This is a genomic window from Patulibacter sp. SYSU D01012 (assembly GCF_017916475.1).
Classification (GTDB): domain Bacteria; phylum Actinomycetota; class Thermoleophilia; order Solirubrobacterales; family Solirubrobacteraceae; genus Patulibacter.
In genome coordinates this window covers 109,282-128,965 of sequence record NZ_JAFMTB010000004.1, presented here as the reverse complement: position 1 = coordinate 128,965, position 19,684 = coordinate 109,282, and the positions used below count along the sequence as shown (strand labels likewise).

Genomic DNA, 19,684 nt, shown 5'->3' with positions numbered 1-19,684 from the left:
GGGGCCGCCCGTCGTCGTCCGGGCCCGTCAGGCGCCCGCGGGGACCGCGACGACCTTGCCGGACAGGGTCCCGGCGGCCGCCCGGGCGTGGACCGCCGGCAGCTCGGCCAGCGGCACGCGCTCGGCGACCTCGACCCGCAGCGCGCCGCGGTCGACCATGGCGACCAGACGGGAGAGCTGCGCGGCGTCGCTGCGCACGAAGACGCCGACCGCGCGCACCCCGCGCGCCTCGTCGGCCGGGGTGGGGACCGTCGGGACGGTGTTGACGACGACGCCGCCGTCGCGGACCAGGTCGGCGAGCGCCGCCAGCTCCTCGGGGGCGATCCGCGCCAGGTTGAGCAGCACGTCGACCGGCTCGGCCGTCGTCACGGCGCCCGCCGTGTGGTCGACGATCTCGTCGGCCCCGGCCGCCCGGACGCGCTCGGCGCTGCGCGGGCTGGCGGTCGCGACGACGTGCGCGCCCGCGTCCTTGGCCAGCTGCACCGCGTAGCCGCCGACGGCCCCGCCGGCACCGTTGACCAGGACGCGCTGCCCGGCCCGCAGCCCGGCGTCGTCGAACAGCGCCTGCCAGGCGGTCAGGCCGACCATCGGCAGCGCCGCGGCGTCCGCCAGCGGGATGCTCGTGGGCGCCGGGACCAGGACCTCGGCGGGCGCGAGGACGTGCTCGGCCGCCGCGCCCTCGGCGGTCATCGGCAGGAACCCGACGACGGCGTCGCCGACGGCGAGGCCCGTCACGTCGGCGCCGACCGCGTCGACGGTGCCGGACACGTCGATGCCCGGCGTGTGCGGGAGCGCGACGGGGAACACCTCGCGCAGCCAGCCGCCGCGGATGCCGTCGTCGACGGGGTTGAACGCGGCGCCGGCCACGCGGACGCGCACCTGGCCGGGGCCGGGGACGGGCAGCGCGACGTCGTCGAGGCGGAGGACGTCGGCGTCGCCGAACTGGTGGAAGCGGAGGGCCTTCATGGGGTGCCTGCCTTGCGGTGGAGGTGGAGACTGCTTCGAGTTCGAAGCGCCTGCGGCAACCGTAGCAGCGATTCGAATTCGAAGCAAGTAGATCGAATTCGAAGCACGTAGACTTCCCCGCATGGACGACTCGACCCCGCGGCTCGACGCGACCCAGCTCGGCGTCTACCTCGCCCTGGTCGAGGTCGTCGACCTGCTCCGCCACGCCGTCGACCAGCAGCTGCGCGAGGCCGGCGACCTGAGCTACGTCCAGTTCCAGCTGCTCGCGCGGCTGAACGCGTCGCCCGGGGGCAGCGCCCGGATGACAGACCTGGCCGACGGCGTCGTCTACAGCCGCAGCGGCCTGACGTACCAGGCCGGCCTGCTCGAGAAGGCCGGCCTGGTGACGCGCGCGCCGTCGCCCGACGACGAGCGCGGGGTGACGGTGACCATCACGGACGCCGGCCGCGAGCGGGTGGGGGCGGTGCTGCCCGGCCACGCCGAGGTCATCCTGCGGATGCTGTTCGAGCCGCTCTCGCCGACCGACGCCGAGACGCTGGCCGGGCTGCTCGAGCCCGTGCGCGCCCACATGCGCGCCACGCCGCCCCGCTCGGCGGCGACGCGGCGCCGCCGGCGCTAGGGCCGTCCGCGCGGCGCCCTTCGGCCGCCGCGTGCGGCCGCGCGTCGCCCGGCGGACAGACCCGCGGCCCGCGCGTTCGCCCGCGTGGACGGTGGTGTCCACGCGGGCGAACGCCCCGGCGTGGACCTCGTACAACCGGAGTCCCCGACGGGCGCCGCGGGGGGCGATGCTCCGCCTGTGACCGATCGACCCTCGCGCATCGTCGCCCTCGGTGGAGGCGGGTTCTCCATGGAGCCCAAGAACCCGTTGATGGACGACTACGTGCTGGAGCTCTCCGGCGCGGACCGTCCGCGGATCTGCTTCCTGCCGACCGCCTCGGGCGACGCCGACCACTACGTCGTCCGCTTCTACCGGCGGTTCGGCTCGGGGCGCGCGGAACCCTCGCACGTCTCGCTCTTCCGGCGCGACACGAGCGCCGGCTCGGTGGAGGGCGACCTGGAGGCCCACCTGCTCAGCCAGGACGTCATCTACGTCGGCGGCGGCTCGCTCAAGAGCCTGCTGGGGGCGTGGCGCGCCCACGGCCTGGACCGCACGCTGCGCCGGGCGTGGCAGCGGGGCGTCGTGCTCTGCGGGCTGTCCGCCGGGTCGCTCTGCTGGTTCGCCGACGCCGTCACCGCCTTCCACGGCCCCAGCGAGCGGGTCAAGGGGCTGGGCCTGCTGCCCTACTCCAACTGCGTGCACTACGACGGCGAGCCGGAGCGCCGCGGCGCGTACCGCGGGATGGTCGCCACGGGCCTGCGCGCCGGCTTCGGGGTCGACGACGGGGCGGCCCTGAGCTTCGTCGGCGACCGCCTGGACGAGGTCGTGACCTCGAAGCCGCGCGCCACCGCGTACGAGGTGCGGCTGGGGGCCCACGGCCAGGTCCACGAGCGCCGGATGGACGCGCGATACCTGGGGGCGCCGGACGCCGGCCGCGCGGCGCCGCCCCTGCCCGCCGAGGCGGCGGCCGTGCCGTCGGCCGAGGACGGCGACGGCGGCGACGTGGTGCCGTTCGCGGACGACGACGGCCGACGGCCGGCGACCGGCGCCCGGCTGCCCCCGCGGCACGGCGCCGACCGGGCCGTGGCGGCGTGAGCGCCGGCGGCCCCGTCTTCTGCATGGGCGGCGGCGGCTTCACGATGGAGCCGGGGCGTCCGGAGCTGGACGCGTACATCCTGTCGCTCGCGCCGGTCGCCCGCCCGCGGATCCTCTTCCTGCCGACGGCCAGCGGCGACCCGCAGGATCAGATCGTGCGGTTCGGTCGCGTCTTCGGCGCGTGGCCGTGCCGCCCGCGGATCCTGTCGCTCTTCCACCTGGAGGAGCTCGGCGAGCCGCTCGACCGCCTGATCCTGGGGCAGGACATCGTCTACGCGGGCGGCGGGTCGATGCGCAACCTGCTCGCGCTCTGGCGGGCGCACGGGGTCGCGGACCTGCTGCTCGAGGCCAACCGGCGCGGCACCGTCCTGGCCGGGCTGAGCGCCGGCGCGATGTGCTGGATGCAGGGCGGGGTGTCGAAGTCGACCGGCCGGCCCGAGCCGATCGACGGGCTGGGCCTGATCGCGGGCTCGCTCAGCGTGCACGCGCGCCAGCACCCCGACCGCGGCGACGTCTACCGCGAGGCGGTGCGCGCGGGCCGGCTCCCCGACGGCTGGACCGCCGACGACTACGCGGGCCTGCTGTTCGTGGACGGGCGGCTGGAGGAGGCCGTCGCCAGTCGCGACGGCGCGGGCGTCACGCGCGTGCAGCGCCGGCGCGACGGCCGGCTGGTGGAGACGCCGGTGCCGGTGCGCCGGCTGGAGCCGGTGACGGACGAGCACGTCGAGGACGCGCTGGCCCGCCACACGGGGGAGCACGCCGCGCCGATGGACGTGCGCGACGAGCTGCGCCTGGTCCGCCGGATGCGTGGCCGGGCGCAGGCGGGACGGCCGCGGACCCGGCGCTGACGCCGGGCCGGGCCGCCGCGGCGGCGGCTAGCGGCGGGCGCCGCGGACGAGCTGCACCGCGGCGTCGATGCGCTCGAGCACGACCTTCGGGTCGAGCGCGACGACCTCGGGCGCGGCCGGCGCGGCCGGGGTCGCCTCGGCGGCGGGCGCCTCGGCGGCCTGCTCGGCGGGCGCGTCCGCCGTCTCGGTCGCCTTCGCCTTGCCGCGGCCCTTGCCGCCGCGGGAGCGGCTGCGGGAGCGCTTCGGGGCCTCGGTCGTCTCGGCGACCTCGGCCACCTCGGCGGTGGACTCGGCGACCGCCGCCTCGTCGGTCTTCGCGGCCTCGGCCGGCGCGTCGTCGGCCGGCTTCGCGCCGCCCCGCGTGCGCTTGCGCTTCGGGGCCTCGGCGGCCTTCGCGTCGTCCGTCTTCGCGGCGGGCGCGTCGGTCTTCGCCGTCGCCGAGGCGTCGGCCTTGGCGCCGCTGCGGCGCCGGCGGGCCGGCTTCTTCTTGCCGGTGGCGACGTCGAGCCAGTCGTCGCCGAGCTCGACCTTGGCGCGGTCGCCGGTGCCGGAGACGGTGACGGGCACCTTCGCGCCCTCGATCGTCTCGCGCACGTCGGCGGGCACGGTCACGCGCTTCGTGACCTCGCGGCCGCCGTCGAGCTGCAGCCGCACCTGACGCTCCGTGGCGCGGAGGACCGTGGCGGTGGTGGTCTCGGGCGTAGCGTCGGCAGCCATGGGCCGTCCCATGCTACGCGGCGGGCGGCCCGGGCGTCCCCACCTCGGGCGCCGGCGCCGCCCCGCTGCGGGTGGCCCGCGCGTGCCGGCACGGCCGGCCGCGGCCGCGGCCGGCGCCACCGGCGCGGCGCGCCGCGCCGGCGGGGCGGCTCAGCCCTCGGCGCCCGAGAGCGTCAGCACCAGGCGCCGCGGGCCGCCGCGGTCGCGGAACTCGCACAGCGTGATGCCCTGCCAGGTGCCCAGGCGCACGCGGCCGTCGCCGACCGGGATCGTCAGGTCGGGGCCGACGAGCGACGTCTTCACGTGCGCGGGCATGTCGTCGTCGCCCTCGAGCGTGTGCGTCCACGCGAACTGCTCGGGGACGGACGCGTCGAACCACGTCCGCAGGTCGTGGCGCACGTCCGGCGAGGCGTTCTCGTTCAGGGTCAGGCCGGCGGAGGTGTGCCGGCAGAAGACGTGCAGCAGCCCGGCGCGCACGTCGGCGATCTCGGGCACGGCGTCCAGCACCTCGTCGGTCACGAGGTGGAACCCGCGCGGGCGGGGACGGAGCTCGACGTCGCGCTGCAGCCACATGACCCCATCGTCGCAGCCGTCCGCGCCGCGGCTCCGGGTCCGCCGCGTTCGGCCCGGCCCCGACCGGCCGACCCGACCCGGCGCGCCCGCCCGGCCCGACCGGCCGCGCCCGCGCGGTGCGGCCCCGGAACGGCGAACGCCCGGCGCGGCGGCCGGGCGTTCGGGTCCTGCGGTGCGGCTGCGGCCTAGCGGTTGCCGGGCGAGCGCTTCGGGAACTGCGACACGGGCGAGGACACGTCGAGCGCCGTCTTGACGATCCGGTTCTGCTCGATCGTGTGGGCGGCCGGGTAGCCCTCGGACGGGCTGGCGCGCTCCGGGCGGCCGACGTAGCCGATCGCCAGGTGGTCGGGCAGGATCTGCTGCAGGCGCGGGGACATGTACGCGCGGGCGCCCATGTTGCGCGGCTCCTCCTGGACCCACACGACCTCGCGCAGGTTCGGGTACGCGCCGATCAGGTCGCGCAGGCTGTCCTCGGGGAAGGGGTACAGCAGCTCGACGCGGCCGATCGCCACCTGCGGGTTGTCCTGCCGCATCTCGTGCTGGCGCAGGTCGTAGAAGACCTTGCCGGTGCACAGGATCAGGCGCGTGACGGCGTTCGCGTCGACGCCCGGCTCGCCGAGGACCGGGAAGAACCGGGTCTCGGACAGGTGCTCGATGCGGTTGCGGGCCTGCGGCAGGCGCAGGAGCGACTTCGGCGTCATGACGACGAGCGGCCGCGGCTTCTCGATCAGCGCCTGGCGCCGCAGCAGGTGGAAGTACTGGGCCGGCGTCGTGACGTTCGCCACGCGGATGTTGCCCTCGGCCGCGAGCTGCAGGAAGCGCTCGACGCGGCCGGAGGAGTGCTCCGGGCCGGCGCCCTCGTAGCCGTGCGGCAGCAGCATCGTCAGGCGCGACGTCTGGCCCCACTTCGCCAGGCCGGAGACGATGAACTGGTCGATGATGACCTGCGCGCCGTTGACGAAGTCGCCGAACTGCGCCTCCCACAGGACGAGCGCCTCGGGCGCCTCCTGCGAGTACCCGTACTCGTAGCCCAGGCACGCCACCTCGGACAGCGGCGAGTTGTAGAGCTCCATCGGAGCCTGCGCGCCCGGGATGTGGCGGATCGGGCCGTAGCCCTCGCCCGTCTTCGCGTCGTGCAGGACCAGGTGGCGCTGCGAGAAGGTGCCGCGCTCGGAGTCCTGGCCCGTCAGGCGGACCGGGACGCCCTCGCGGACGAGCGACGCGTACGCCAGGGCCTCGGCGTGCGCCCACTCGATGCCGCCCTCGGGGCCGAGCGCGTCGCGGCGCTTGTCGAGCTGCCGCTTCAGCTTCGCGTTCCAGGTGAAGCCCTCGGGCGTCGTCAGCAGCGCCTCGTTCAGCTCGACGAGGGTGTCCTTGTCGACCTTCGTCACCGGCTCCTCGGACCGCGAGCGGTCCATCAGGTACGTGCCCGTGGCGGACGTGTCGATGGACCCGCCGGCCTCCTGCCACTCCTTGACCTTCTGCTTCACGCCCTGGTGCAGCTGCGTCAGGTGGTCGTTCAGGCGGTGGCGCTCGGCGTCGGCCTCCTCCTTCGTGAGGATGCCCTCGGCGACGAGGCGCTCCGCGTACAGCTCGGAGACGCGCGGGTGCTGCTTGATCGTCTCCGCCATGAGCGGCTGCGTGTAGGCCGGCTCGTCGGACTCGTTGTGGCCGTAGCGGCGGTAGCCGATCAGGTCGATGAGGACGTCGTGGCCGAACTCCTGGCGGAAGGCGAACGCCAGGCGCGTCGCGCCGATGCAGGCCTCCACGTCGTCGGCGTTGACGTGGATGATCGGCACGTCGAAGCCCTTCGCCAGGTCCGAGGACCAGCGCGTCGAGCGCGAGTCCGTCGGATCCGTGGTGAAGCCGACCTGGTTGTTGCAGATCAGGTGCACCGACCCGCCGACGCGGTAGCCGTCGAGCGCCTGCAGGTTCAGCGACTCCGCGACGACGCCCTGGCCCGGGAAGGCCGCGTCGCCGTGGACGATGATCGGCAGCGCGATGTCCTCGTCGCGCGGGCCGTGCGCCTGGCCGCGGTCGGTCTGCACGGCGCGGGCGGCGCCGAGGACGACCGGGTTGACGAACTCCAGGTGCGAGGGGTTGCTCTCGAGGACGACGCCGATCGACCGGCCGTCCGGCAGCTCGTAGCGGCCGGAGGCGCCGTGGTGGTACTTCACGTCGCCGGTGCCGCCCTGCAGGTCCTGCGTCACCGTCTTGGCGGCGGCGATCGCGGACGAGCCCTCGAACTCGGTGAAGAGCGCGTCGTACGGGCGGCCCAGGTTGTGCGCCAGGACGTTCAGCCGGCCGCGGTGGGCCATGCCGATGATGACCTCCTGCGCGCCGGCGCGGGCGCCCGCGAGCTGGATCAGCTCGTCGATGACGGGGACCGTGATGTCCAGGCCCTCGATCGAGAAGCGCTTCTGGCCCAGGTACGCCTTCTGCATGAAGCGCTCGAAGGTGTCGACCTGGATCAGGCGCGACAGCAGGCTCTTCTTGCTCTCGGGCGAGAGCGGCTGGCGGTACTCGCCGGACTCGATCTTCTCGCGCAGCCAGACGCGCTGCTGCGTGTCGGAGATGTGCTCGACCTCGTACGCGACCGTGCCGCAGTACGTGTCGCGGAGCTTCGGGAGCACGTCGGCGAGCGTCTCGCCCTCGACGTGCGTGCGCAGGATCGACGCGGGGATCTGGTGGAGGAGGTCCTCGTTCAGCCCGAGGCCGCTCGGGTCGATGCCGGCCTGGCGGGCGATCTCCTCGGGACTCTGGCGGCGCGGCGCCTCGAGCGGGTCGAGGTGCGCGAGCAGGTGGCCGTGGGCGCGGACGGCGCGGATGACCGACGTCGCGGCCTGCACGCCCTGCAGCAGCTCGAGCGACGGCGCGCCGCCCTGGGCCGCCTGCGTGGCGCCGGTGCCCGCCCCGGCCGGGACCAGGCCCTCCAGCTTCGGCTGCGGCTTCTGGATCGCCGGGCCGAGGGCGGCGCCGAGGTCGGCGAAGGCCTGCTCGTAGAACTCGTGCTCGCCCTGCAGGTACTCCTCGACGACCTTCAGGAACTGCCCGGACTGGGCGCCCTGGATGATGCGGTGGTCGTAGGTGGAGGTCATCGTCATGACCTTCTCGGCGCCGATGAGCTCGCCGACCTCGCCGAGGCCGACGGGGTAGGCGATCGAGCCGGTGGCGACGATCGTGCCGTTGCCGCTCATCAGGCGCGGGACGGACGAGATCGTGCCGATGCCGCCCGGGTTCGTCAGCTGGACGTTGGCGCCCTGCAGGTCCTCGGGGGTGAGCTTGTTGTCGCGCGCGCGGGCGATCAGGTCGTTGAAGGCGTCGAGGAAGCCGCGGAAGCTCAGGCGGCCCGCGTCCTTGATCACCGGGACCATCAGGGTGCGCTTGCCGCGCCGCTCGACGTCGACGGCGATGCCCAGGTTGACCTGGCCGTGGTCGACGAGGGTCGGCTGGTCGCCGTCGACCTCGTACGTGTACGCCATGACGGGCATCTGCTCCGTCGCGGCGCGGGCGATGGCGTAGCCGATCAGGTGGGTGAAGGAGACCTTCTCCCCGGCGGCCTTCAGCTGCTTGCGGCGGCCGTCGAGCGTCGTGATCGTGATCGTGCGGAAGGACGTCGCCGTCGGGGTCGTCAGCGACTCCTCCATCCCGCGCGCGAGGGCGGCGGCGCCGCCGCGCAGCGGGGTGCGCGTGACCGCGGCGGCCGAGCGGCCGCCGTTCGCCTTGGCGGTCAGGACGTCGTCCTTCGTGATGCGGCCGTTCGGGCCCGTGCCGCGGACGCCGGACAGGTCGACGCCCTCGACCCCGGCCGCGCGGGCGGCCACGGGGGTGGCGTGCACGTCGGCGGGGACGGCCGCGCCGCCCGACGGCGCGGCGCCGTTGCTGGCGGCGGCCGGGGCGTCGGCGGCGGGCGCCGGGGCGGCGGCCCCCGCGGCGGCGCCGGCGCGCACGTGGCCGATGACCTCCTGCGGGTGGATCGTGTCGCCGTCGCCGAAGAGCTTCTTCTCGAGCACGCCCGAGACGGGGGAGGGCAGCTCCATGTCGACCTTGTCGGTCGACACGACGAGCAGGTCCTCGCCCTCGCTGACCTGCGCGCCCTCCTCGACGAGCCACTCGAGCAGCGTCGCCTCGGTGACGGAGTCGCCGGCGGACGGGGTGATCACGTCGACGAGCTCGCCGCCGCCGGCCGGGGCCTCCGCGGGCGCCGCGGTCCCGGCGTCCGACGGGGCGGGGGCCGACGCGGCGTCGCCGCCGCCGTTCGGGTCGATCTCGCCGACGAGCGAGCCGGACTGCACCGTCTCGCCCTCCTGGGCGTGCACGGCGACGAGCACGCCGGACGCCGGCGCGGGGATCTCCGCGTCGACCTTGTCCGTCGAGATGACGACGAGGTCCTCGCCCTCGGTGACCGCGTCACCGGGCTGCTTCAGCCATTCGAGCACCGTCCCCTCCGCGACCGATTCGCCCATCTGCGGGAGGAGGACCTGGACCGTGGTGCCTGTTGCCATGAGACTACGAACCTAGCATCCCCTCGGGTGCCGGCACTCCGCCTGCAGGCGGGCGTCCGCGGCCCTTCCGCACGGGTCGTCCGGGCGTCCGTGACGGGGCGCACGGAGCCTCCGACACCCGTCCCCGGCGCTCAGGTCGGGCGGCCCGCGGCCGACGCGGTCAGACGGGCGTGCCGGCGCGCCGACGGCGGCGCTGCTCGACGAGGAAGCCGGCCGAGCCGACGAACGGCCCGACGGCGCCGACGACGGCGACGCAGGCGGCGAGCCAGAGCGGGATGACGCGGCCGCGCAGCGCGGCGATCGTCAGGACGCACATGACGATCCAGCCCCAGCCGTGGCCCCAGCCCAGGGCCGTCTTCAGCCCCGGGGCGCTGCCGCTGATCCAGCAGTACAGGAGCCCCAGGTAGATGGCCGAGTGGGTGAACGACAGCCACTTCATCAGGCCGAACGACGGCACGAAGCGGCCGTCGCCGCGGCGCTCGGGGATCCGGCCGAGCGTGCTCACCGGGCCTCGACCTCGCGCGCCATCCGCCGCAGGCCCTCGTCGGCGTGGTCGGGCCACGCGTCGATCGACGCCGGCCACCACTCGTACGCGTCGTGCTCGTGGTCGGGGGTCACCTCGGCGCCCGCCGGCAGCCAGGCGACCCCGACGAACATGACCATGTCGTTCGGCAGGAGCAGCAGCAGGTCGCCGCGCAGCCGCGCCGGGGCCACGCTCCACTCCTCCTGCAGCTCGCGCTCCAGCGTCCGCATCGGCGACTCGCCCGGGTCGACCGCCCCGCCGGCGCCCAGGGTCCAGCGGCCCGCCCAGGTGGCGACCCACGACGCACGCCGCCCGGCGAGCCAGCGGCCCTCCTGGTCGCGCACGACGCACTGCCCGGTCATGGAGCGGGCGGCGCCCTCGGGCAGCAGCCGCAGCGCCCAGCGGACGGGCTGCAGCGTCAGGTGCAGGCGCCCCGCCTCGTCCGTGCGGTGCGCGACCAGGCGGGTCGCGACGCCGTCGTGGCTGGGCGAGTCGCGGGCGCGCAGGGCGTCGATCGCGGCGTCCGCGGCCTCCGTCGCGGCCGACGCCGCCTCGAAGGGCTCCTCCGACCACGTGAACAGCACCTCGTCGGGCGCCCAGGGGCCGCGGGCGAGGAGCTGCGGGGTCGGCGGCATCGCCCCGATTCTACGGGCCGCTCAGCTCGCGGTCTCGGTGACGGTCAGCTCGACGCCGAACGCGCGGCGCACGAGTCCCGCCTGCCCCTCGGCGGCCCACCGGGCCACCGGCGCGCCGTCGGCCCCGCACGTCATGTGGACGCTCACGCGGTCGCCGTCGCGGCGCACCTCGACCGCGCGCACCGCGCCGTCGTGTCCGCGGTCCATGCCCTCGGCCAGCCGCAGGACGGCCGCCACGCGCAGCAGGCGCTCCTCGTCGTGCGGGCCGGCGAGCGCGCGGAACGGGCCCATGGTCGGGGTGCCCTTGCGGTGGTAGCGGATCGCCTGGCCGACGAGCGCGGCCTCGCCGGGCGAGAACCCCGGCAGGCCGTTCGTGACGACGAGGTAGCGGCCGTGCTTGTGGTGGTCGTCGTAGCCGACGGCCATCCCGATGTCGTGCAGCGCCGCGGCGGCGGAGACGAGCTGCCGCTCGACCGGGTCCCCGCCGTGCACGCCGACGGCGGCCAGCCCGTCGAAGAGCGCCAGCGCCAGCAGCTCGACGTGCGCGGTGTGCGCGGGATCGTCGTCGTAGCGGGCGGCCAGGTTGCGGACCGCGCCGTCGCGCACGTCCGGGTAGGCGGCCAGCCCGGTGTCGGCCGCCACGCCGGCGAGCTGCCGTTCGAGGAACACGCCCTCGCGCAGCCCGAACTCGGTGGCCTCGATCTGGTGCAGGCCGGTCGCGCGCAGCACGGAGTCGATCGTCACCGCGGCGCCCAGGATGACGTCGCCGCGCGAGGGCTTGATGCCGTCGACGCCGCCGCGCTCCCTCGGGGTCATCGCGGCGAGGTCGTCGATCAGCTCCTCGAGCGCCGAGCGGCGGATCCGCACGCCCTGCACGCCCAGGTCGGTGCTGCCGTGGCGGTGCTGGATCGCGGTGGCGAGGTTGCGCACCGCGCCGCCGACGCCGACGAGGCGGTCGCCCAGCTCCGCGACCCACGGCGCGTCGGCCAGCTCGCCCTCGACGTGCTTGCGCAGCGCCTTGATCTGCGCCTTCGTCGCGGGGGCGTCGCCGGGCAGGAACGCCTCGGTGGTGCGGACGGCGCCGAGCGTCCACGAGCGGGCGTCGCGCGCGCGGCGGTCGCGCGTGCGCACGAGCTGGAGCGAGCCGCCGCCGATGTCCAGGACGCCGCCGTCGGCGAGCGTCGACGAGTTCACGGCCGCCAGGTGCCCGTAGTGCGCCTCCTCCTCGCGCGGCAGCACGCGCGGCCCCAGGCGGGTGCGGCGCCGCGCCTCGTCCAGGAAGACGTCCTGGTTGGGCGCCTCGCGGATCGCGCTCGTCGCGACGGCGTCGATCCGCTCCGTCGGCAGGTCGTGCGCGCGGCAGAAGTGGTCGAACAGCTCGATCGCCGTGAACGCCCGCTCGAGCGCGCGCGGCTGCAGCTCGCCGGCGGGCCCCAGCTCGGCGCCGATGCGGACGGGCTCGTACAGCTCGGCCGTCTGCCGCCATGCGCCGCCCGGCAGGCCCGGCCGCTCCCGCGACGGGTCGACCGCGAAGACGACCATCCGGAACGTGTTCGACCCGAGGTCGACGACGGCCCGGCGGGTGCCGAGGTCGCGGGGCGGGACCGACATCAGTCGTCGGACTCGATGAGCTCGATGCGGTAGCCGTCCGGGTCGCGGACGAAGCAGAGCAGCGAGCCGCCCTCGCGCACCCGGTACGGCGGCTTCTCGGGCGTGATGCCCTGCGCCGCCAGCCGCTCGAGCGCGGCGTGGATGTCGGGCACCGAGATCGCGATGTGGTTGTAGCCCGTGCCCAGGTCGTAGGAGTCGACGCCGAAGTTGTGCGTCAGCTCCAGGCGGGGCCCGTCGCCGGGGAGGCCCAGGAACACGTTGATCGCCTCCTCGCGGATCGGCACGCGGCGCAGCTCCTCGAAGCCGAGGGCGCCGTAGAACGCGACGGACCGGTCGATGTCGCCGATGCGGTAGCACGTGTGCAGGAGGCGAGACATGGGAGGGGAGGCTACCCACCACCCGCCGCCGCCCCGTCCGCCCGGCGTCCGTGGGCGGTCCCGCCGCGGCCGCGTGCGGCGTCCGCGCCGTCGCGTCCCCGGACCGCCGTGCGGGCGGCGCTCGACGGCTGGCGCATCCTCCTCGACGCGCTTGCGCCCGTCGGCGCACCCAGGACGCCCACGGGCCCGGGAAGATGCCGGGGTCGCAGCGGCGCGCCGGGTGGTCCGGCGGGCGACGCGACCCACCAATCGGAAGGTCTCCATGCAGTCGAACCACCCACGGCGCTCACGCCGTGCCCTGGTCACGGGCGCCGGCGCCGCCGCCGTCCTCGCCGCGGTCCCGGCCGGCGCCGCCGCCGCCCCGAAGGCGAAGCCCGCTCGTCTGACGATCACGTCCCTCAGCGCTCCGCCGGCGAGCCTGCAGCCCGGCGACGCGTTCACGATCACGGGCAAGGTCCGCAACTCCGGCGGGCGCGCCTCGCGGGCGCTCGTGGCGCTGCAGCTGCGCGCCGGCGCGCACCCGCGGGTGACCTACGCCGTCGGCGGCACGACGATCGCGAAGGTCGGCGCCGGACGCACGCGCAGCTTCCGCGTGAAGGCGCGCCTGAACCGGACGCTCTCCGACGCCCAGCGCCGCAGCTTCGTCCTCGAGGCGTGCGCCGCCACGTCGCGCACCGCCGGCCGCCTGGCGTGCCGCAAGGCCGGCCGCCGCGCCGTCGTGACGCCCGCGCCACGCCCCGGGGCGCCGGCCGCTCCCGCGCCGGCCGCGCCGCCGGCCGCGCCGCTGCCGCTCGGCAACGACGCTCTCCCGCCCGACACGTTCCGTCCCGGCGCCCGCACCCTCGGCGACGCGCTGTTCCCGACGATCGGCAACGGCGGCTACGACGCGCAGCACTACGACCTGGACCTGAAGTACGAGGTCGGCGCGAAGTACCTGCGCGGCACGAGCACGATGACGGCGACGGCCACCCAGGACCTGTCGGAGTTCTCGCTCGACCTGACGGAGTGGAACGAGGTCGCGCGGGTGACGGTCGACGGCCGCGACGCGTCGTTCGCCCAGGACGCCGACCAGGACAAGCTCGTCGTCACGCCGCCAACGGGCATCCGCAAGGACGCCACGTTCCGCGTCGCCGTGACCTACAGCGGCATCCAGCGGCCCTTCGTCGACCCGGACGGGTCCGAGGAGGGCTGGGTCCCCGACCCCGAGCGCGGCGCCATCGTGGTGAGCGAGCCCGTCGGATCGATGGGCTGGTTCCCGAACAACAACGTGCCGTTCGACAAGGCGACGTACACGACGCGCATCGCCGTGCCGTCGGCGTTCACCGTCCTCGGCACGGGCGTCCTGCGCGCCCACGAGCCCGCGGGCGACACGACGACGTGGACGTGGGACGACGAGGACCCCACCTCCAGCTACCTGTACTCGCTGGCCATCGGGCCGTTCGACCTGAACACGGCGGACGTCACGAAGCCGGTCATGACCGCCCCCGCCGCCGGTGGCCTGAACGCGCCGGTGCCCTTCTACACCGCGATCGACAGCGGCTTCTCGGCGGCGTCGAAGACGACGATCCAGGGCAAGCTCGACCGCACCCCGTCGATCCTCGACTACTACGCGGACTACTACGGGGTGCGCTACCCGTTCACCGCGGCCGGCGGCATCTTCCCGCTGCAGGCCGTCGGCTACTCGCTCGAGACGCAGGGCAAGCCGACCTACGCGACGACGACGAACCCGGACTCGGCCGGGGCGGGCATCAGCACCGTGGCGCACGAGAACGGCCACATGTGGTTCGGCGACGCCGTCACCCTCACGCAGTGGAAGGACATCTGGCTCAACGAGGGCATGACGGAGTTCTCGACCTGGCTCTGGACGCAGAACGCCAACGCGGGCACCACGCTGGCCGCCCGCTTCGCGGCGAACTACACGAACTCGACGTCGACGCGGTACTGGAACGTCGCGCCGGCGGCCCCGCCGACGGCCGCGGACATCTTCAACTCGAACGCGATGTACAGCCGCGGCGCCACGACGATGCTCCAGGTGCACGACATCCTGGGCGAGGACGTCTTCCGCGCGATGATGCACCGCTGGCTGACGGAGCACCTGTACGGCAACGTCACCACGGAGCGCTTCATCGCGCTCGTCAAGGAGACCGACCCGGCGCGCGCCGACCGCTGGACGGAGTTCTTCCGGCAGTGGCTCTACACGAGCTACACGGGCGATCCTCGGCAGCCCGGCAACAAGCCGTCGATGTCGAAGGACAACTTCGACACGTTCGCGCTGCCCACGCCCTGAGCGCGGGCGGTCCGGGGGCGCGCCGACGCCGCGCGCCCCGGGCGCCCTCAACATCTGGTCGAGCGGCGGCCGTTGCGATCCGCCGGTCACACAGGCGGCCTCGGGGCAGGAGTTGGATCGTGGGCACCGCGAGCGTCGCGGGACCATCCGGCGACGGCGCGGCGAACGGAAGGTTCTCCATGCTCACCTCCATCCCGCACGGGCCCTGGCGTCGCACCGCGATCGTCGGCGTCGGCGCGGCGGCGCTGCTGGCGTCCGTGCCAGCCGCCGCCGGGGCGTCGGCGCGTCCCGCCCCGGCCCGCCTGCGCATCACCGCCGTCAGCGCGCCGCCCGCGCAGCTCACGCCGGGCGACGCGTTCACGGTCACCGGCAAGGTCCGCAACACGGGCGGCCGCGGCACCGGCCGCGTCCGGCTCGCCGTCGAGCTGCGCACCGGCGCGCACCCGCGCGTCGTCTACGCCGTCGGGGCTGCGGCCGTCAAGAACGTCGCGCCCGGGCGCACGCGCAGCTTCCGCGTGCGCGCCGTCCTGCGCGGCACGGTGTCGGACGCGGCACGCCGCAGCTTCACCCTCGTCGCGCGCGCCCGGCCGGCCCACGGCACGGCCGTCACCCGCAAGGCGGCGCGCCGCACCGTCGTCGTGCCGAAGGCCGTCCCGGTCACGCCGGCGCCGGCGCCGAAGCCCGCCCCGGGCGCCCCGGTCGACACCACGCGCTACACGCCGGGCGCGCGGACCCTGCACGACACGCTCTTCCCGACCATCGGCAACGGCGGCTACGACGCCCAGCACTACGACCTGGACCTGACGTACACCGTGGGGACGAAGTTCCTGCGCGGCACGTCGACGATGACCGCGAAGGCCACGCAGGACCTGTCCGAGCTGTCGCTCGACCTGACCGCGATCAACGACGTCTCGCGCGTCACCGTCGACGGGGTGCAGGCCTCGTTCGCGCAGGACGCGGAGCACTCCAAGCTCGTCGTGGTCCCGGCGCACGGCATCCGCAACGGCACCGCCTTCACGGTCGCCGTCACGTACGCGGGCGTGCAGCAGGCGTACGTCGACCCCGACGGGTCCGAGGAGGGCTTCGTGCCCGACCCGGCCCGCGGCGCCGTGGTCGTCAGCGAGCCGGTCGGCTCGATGGGCTGGTTCCCGAACAACGACGTCCCCACCGACAAGGCCACGTACCGCACCCGGATCACCGTCCCCGCGGACTTCCAGGCCCTGGGCACCGGCGTGTTCGTCCGCCGGGAGCAGGGCGCGGACACCGCCACCTACGTCTGGGACGACCCGGACCCGACCGCCAGCTACCTGTACTCGTTCGCCATCGGCCGCTACGACCTGAACACGAAGGACCTCGCCCAGCCGGTCATGACGCAGCCCGCCGCGGGCAGCCTGAACACGCCGATCCCGTTCTACACCGCGATCGACTCCGACTTCAGCAGCGACCCGCTCGTCGCCGGCGACCCGACGTCGTCGCCGAAGGCGCAGCTGACGACGAAGCTGAACACCACCCCGTCGATCCTCGACTACTACGCCGACTACTACGGCGTGAAGTACCCGTTCGCCTCGGCGGGCGGCGTCGTGCCGCTGCAGGCGGTCGGCTACTCGCTCGAGACGCAGGGCCGCCCGATCTACGCGACGACGACGGACCCGAGCTCCCCCGGCGTCGGCATCAGCACGGTCGCGCACGAGAACGGCCACATGTACTTCGGCGACGGCGTCACCCTGAGCCAGTGGAAGGACATCTGGCTCAACGAGGGCATGACCGAGTTCTCCTCGTGGCTGTGGCAGGCGAACCGGATGGACGGCGGGACCTCGCTCGCCAGCCGCTGGGCCACCTACTACACGAACTCCACCTCGAAGACGTTCTGGAACCTGCCCCCGGCCGCTCCGCGCGAGGCCGCCGACATCTTCAACAGCGCCGCGATGTACCGGCGCGGCGCCACGACGATGCTCGCGATCCACGACATCCTGGGCGAGGCCCGCTTCCGCGCGATGATGCACACGTGGCTCACCGACCACATGTACGGGAACGTCACGACGGAGCAGTTCATCGCCCTGGTCAAGGCGACCGACCCGGGCCGCGCCGCCCGCTGGACCGAGTTCTTCCGCCAGTGGCTCTACACGAGCTACAGCGGCGACCCGGCGCAGCCGGGCAACAAGCCGTCGGTCACGCCGCAGAACTTCGACGCCTTCGCGGTGCCGGCGTCCTGACCGACGCGCGGGCCCGCCGCCCGGAGGGGGCTCCGAGGCGGCGGGCCCGCGCCGCGGCGTCTGCGAGGATCGGGCGATGCCCGAGCTCGTCGTCGAACGCATCGAGATCCCCGCGTACGTGGGCAACTCCTACGTCGTGGGGTTCCCCGGCGGCCCCTGCGCCTTCGTCGACGCGGGGGCGGACGCGAAGAAGATGACCGAGGCGGCCGCGCGGCACGGCATGACGCCCGCCGCCGTCCTCGTCACGCACCACCACTACGACCACGTCTCCGAGCTCGAGGAGATCCTCGACCGCATCGGCAAGGTCGACGTGATGATCCACGCGTTCGAGCAGCCGCTCGCCGAGGAGTTCGTCGTCGGGTTCACGCAGAACATCGAGGACGGCGAGACGATCCGCATCGGCGACGACCTGGAGCTGAAGGCCGTCGCGACCCCGGGCCACACGCAGGGGATGCTGAGCTTCGTCGGCCACGGACACGTCTTCACCGGCGACACCCTCTTCCGCGAGTCGGTCGCCGGCGTCCGCGCGCCCGGCCACACGACGTTCGAGGACCTGCGCGCCTCGATCATGGACACGCTGCTCGCGCTGCCCGACGACACCATCGTCGTCTCGGGCCACAACCGCCCGTCGACGATCGGCCACGAGCGCGAGCACAACCCGTTCGTCCGCGTCTGGCGCGGCCTGGACCCCGAGGGCGACGAGCCGGTGATCGTCTCGCTGCCGGGCGACGCGGGGGAGACCGAGGAGCACGAGGTGCGCCTCGTCCTCGAGGCCGCCGACTACGACGGCGGCACGAAGTGCTGGATCCGCTGGCCGGACGGCTCGGACGACCTGGTGCCCGGGTCGAAGGTCCGCCGCCCCTGAGGCACGTGGCCGGACCGCCCGAGCGGGTACCGGCCGGCCGACACCCCCCCCGACCGAGGAGCACCGCATGGCCCAGGATCCCGACCAGCCGCAGGAGGACCGCATCGAGGAGCTCGTCGCGCGCGAGAAGGCGCTGCGCGAGCACGCCGACGGCGGCCGCGGGCTGACCGACGACGAGCAGGCCGAGCTGGAGCGCATCCAGGTGCGCCTGGACCAGCTGTGGGACCTGCTGCGCCAGCGCCGCGCGCTCCGCGAGGCGGGGCGCGACCCCGACCAGGCGCACGTCCGGTCGGCGGAGACGGTCGAGCGCTACGACCAGTGACGCGGCGGCGGGCGCCGCCCGCCCCCGCCCGCGCGGAGCGCCCATCCGCCACCCCGGCGGGCACGGGCGCGACCGCGGGTACGATCCCGGCATGGCGCGCCGCCGCGGGAACCCCGACCGTCCCGAGCCCGCCGCGGGGGACGAGGACGCGCGGGACGCGCTGCCCACCGGCCGCTACCGCCGGGCCGCGTCGCTCGGCCGGCTGGCCGCCGGCGCCGCGGTGCGCGAGGGCGCCACCCGGGTGACGAACCTGGGCCGCACCGACGCCGAGCGCTCGGAGCGGATGTCGCGCCAGCAGTTCCAGACGGCTGAGCAGATCGTCGACGTGCTCGGGACGATGAAGGGCGCGGCGATGAAGGTCGGCCAGGTGCTGAGCTTCATGGACGTCGGCCTGGTCCCGCCGGAGCACCGCGACGAGTTCCAGGCGAAGCTCGCGCGCCTGCGCGACATGGCCCCGACGGTGGCCTTCCGCGACATGCGCAAGGTCATGGAGGCCGACATGGGGCAGCCGCTCTCCGCGGTCTTCGCGGACGTCGAGGAGGAGCCGATCGGCGCCGCGTCGATCGGCCAGGTCTACCGCGCCCGGCTGCGCGAGAAGCCGCGCGGCTGGCGGACGGACGTCGCGGCGGTGAAGGTCCAGTACCCCGGCATCGACGCCGCCGTCCGGGCGGACCTGCAGAACATGGGCCTGATCCTGCGGCTGGCGAAGACGGTCGTGCCCGGCATGGACGTGCAGTCCGTCGGCCGCGAGATCACCGAGCGCACGATCGAGGAGCTTGACTACGAGCTCGAGGCGAGCAACCAGCGCCGCATGGCCCGGCTGCACCGCGACCACCCGTTCGTCCTGGTGCCCGGCGTCTCCACCGAGCTCTCGGGCCGGCGGGTCATCGTGACCGAGTTCGTCGACGGCCAGCCCTTCGACGCCTGGACGACGAAGAGCCAGGAGGAGCGCGACCGCCTGGCCGAGATCGTCTTCCGCTTCTACTACGGCGGCGTCTGGCGCGACGGGCAGTTCTCCGCCGACCCGCACCCGGGCAACTCGATCCTGCTGCCGGACGGCCGCGTCGCGTTCCTGGACTACGGCCTGTTCCACCAGATCTCGCGCGAGATGGTCGAGAACCAGGCCCAGGCCATCCGCCTGTGCATGGCCCGCGACGGCGAGGCGCTCCTGCGGCACATGGAGGCGATCGACTGGGTGCCGCCGAGCGCCGGCTTCACGCCCGACGACGCGCTGGCGCTCGCCGAGCAGCTCGTGTGGTTCGCGATCGAGGACGAGGACTCGCGCCTGGCGCCCGAGGACGTCGCGCGGATGATCTTCCAGGTCGGCGACCCGCGCTCGCCCTACTGGGCGAAGACCCGGCGGGCCACCGTGCCCGCCGAGTACATGATGAGCCTGCGCCTGGCGGGGATGGCGATCGCGGTCTGCGCCCAGCTCGACGCGCGGCTCAACTACCACCGCATCGTCCGCGAATGGCTCATGGGCGACCCGCCCGCGAGCGAGCTGGGCCGCCAGGAGGCCGCCTGGCTGGCGCGGCGCGGTCGCTGACCG

16 protein-coding genes are annotated in these 19,684 nt (G+C 74.7%); 8 read left to right on the top strand and 8 right to left on the bottom strand.

Going from position 1 to position 19,684, the window contains the following annotated elements; all coding sequences use genetic code 11:
- Positions 1-27: 27 nt before the first annotated feature.
- Positions 28-966, bottom strand: a complete 939-nt coding sequence (locus J3P29_RS19155; RefSeq protein ID WP_210495982.1) for an NADP-dependent oxidoreductase — start codon at positions 964-966, stop codon at positions 28-30.
- Between the two features lie 121 nt (positions 967-1,087).
- On the opposite strand from J3P29_RS19155, the gene J3P29_RS19150 reads away from it, so the two are divergent.
- The 3 genes from J3P29_RS19150 to J3P29_RS19140 all read left to right on the top strand — a co-directional run bounded on the left by J3P29_RS19150 (position 1,088) and on the right by J3P29_RS19140 (position 3,507).
- A complete protein-coding gene (locus J3P29_RS19150) occupies positions 1,088-1,585 on the top strand; it encodes a MarR family transcriptional regulator (protein ID WP_210495981.1) in 498 nt (165 codons plus the stop codon).
- A gap of 177 nt (positions 1,586-1,762) precedes the next feature.
- Complete coding sequence (locus tag J3P29_RS19145; protein WP_210495979.1) at positions 1,763-2,659, top strand: peptidase E; 897 nt, start codon at positions 1,763-1,765, stop codon at positions 2,657-2,659.
- Positions 2,656-3,507, top strand: coding sequence for a Type 1 glutamine amidotransferase-like domain-containing protein (locus J3P29_RS19140; RefSeq protein WP_210495977.1), 852 nt, complete (start codon positions 2,656-2,658; stop codon positions 3,505-3,507). The genes J3P29_RS19145 and J3P29_RS19140 overlap by 4 nt, the downstream gene beginning before the upstream one ends.
- Positions 3,508-3,534: 27 nt before the next feature.
- Here J3P29_RS19140 and J3P29_RS19135 read toward each other — a convergent pair whose 3' ends face one another.
- From J3P29_RS19135 to J3P29_RS19105, 7 genes are all read right to left on the bottom strand, one after another.
- On the bottom strand, positions 3,535-4,224 hold the full coding sequence (locus tag J3P29_RS19135; RefSeq protein ID WP_210495976.1) for a hypothetical protein: 690 nt from the start codon (positions 4,222-4,224) through the stop codon (positions 3,535-3,537).
- Between the two features lie 150 nt (positions 4,225-4,374).
- Positions 4,375-4,797 (bottom strand): secondary thiamine-phosphate synthase enzyme YjbQ, encoded by a 423-nt coding sequence (locus J3P29_RS19130; RefSeq protein WP_210495974.1) that lies wholly within the window; start codon positions 4,795-4,797, stop codon positions 4,375-4,377.
- A gap of 185 nt (positions 4,798-4,982) precedes the next feature.
- On the bottom strand, positions 4,983-9,302 hold the full coding sequence (locus J3P29_RS19125; protein ID WP_210495973.1) for a multifunctional oxoglutarate decarboxylase/oxoglutarate dehydrogenase thiamine pyrophosphate-binding subunit/dihydrolipoyllysine-residue succinyltransferase subunit: 4,320 nt from the start codon (positions 9,300-9,302) through the stop codon (positions 4,983-4,985).
- A 160-nt stretch (positions 9,303-9,462) separates the two neighbouring features.
- Complete coding sequence (locus J3P29_RS19120; RefSeq protein ID WP_210495971.1) at positions 9,463-9,807, bottom strand: hypothetical protein; 345 nt, start codon at positions 9,805-9,807, stop codon at positions 9,463-9,465.
- Positions 9,804-10,460, bottom strand: coding sequence for an NUDIX hydrolase (locus J3P29_RS19115; protein ID WP_210495970.1), 657 nt, complete (start codon positions 10,458-10,460; stop codon positions 9,804-9,806). The genes J3P29_RS19120 and J3P29_RS19115 overlap by 4 nt, the downstream gene beginning before the upstream one ends.
- Positions 10,461-10,481: 21 nt before the next feature.
- Positions 10,482-12,071, bottom strand: coding sequence for a Ppx/GppA phosphatase family protein (locus J3P29_RS19110; RefSeq protein WP_210495969.1), 1,590 nt, complete (start codon positions 12,069-12,071; stop codon positions 10,482-10,484).
- Positions 12,071-12,448 carry a VOC family protein gene (locus J3P29_RS19105; protein WP_210495968.1) on the bottom strand — a complete coding sequence of 126 codons (378 nt, stop codon included), beginning with the start codon at positions 12,446-12,448 and terminating at the stop codon, positions 12,071-12,073. The genes J3P29_RS19110 and J3P29_RS19105 overlap by 1 nt, the downstream gene beginning before the upstream one ends.
- 262 nt (positions 12,449-12,710) lie before the next feature.
- Here J3P29_RS19105 and J3P29_RS19100 point away from each other — a divergent pair, with 262 nt between their 5' ends.
- From J3P29_RS19100 to J3P29_RS19080, 5 genes are all read left to right on the top strand, one after another.
- Positions 12,711-14,735, top strand: a complete 2,025-nt coding sequence (locus tag J3P29_RS19100) for a M1 family metallopeptidase (protein ID WP_210495967.1) — start codon at positions 12,711-12,713, stop codon at positions 14,733-14,735.
- Between the two features lie 179 nt (positions 14,736-14,914).
- Complete coding sequence (locus tag J3P29_RS19095) at positions 14,915-16,948, top strand: M1 family metallopeptidase (protein WP_210495966.1); 2,034 nt, start codon at positions 14,915-14,917, stop codon at positions 16,946-16,948.
- Between the two features lie 76 nt (positions 16,949-17,024).
- A complete protein-coding gene (locus J3P29_RS19090; protein WP_210495964.1) occupies positions 17,025-17,813 on the top strand; it encodes an MBL fold metallo-hydrolase in 789 nt (262 codons plus the stop codon).
- Between the two features lie 67 nt (positions 17,814-17,880).
- A complete protein-coding gene (locus J3P29_RS19085; RefSeq protein WP_210495963.1) occupies positions 17,881-18,135 on the top strand; it encodes a DUF2630 family protein in 255 nt (84 codons plus the stop codon).
- Positions 18,136-18,226: 91 nt separating this feature from the next.
- Entirely contained in the window at positions 18,227-19,681 is a 1,455-nt protein-coding gene (locus J3P29_RS19080; protein WP_210495962.1) for an AarF/ABC1/UbiB kinase family protein, read from the top strand.
- The last annotated feature ends 3 nt before the right edge of the window (positions 19,682-19,684 follow it).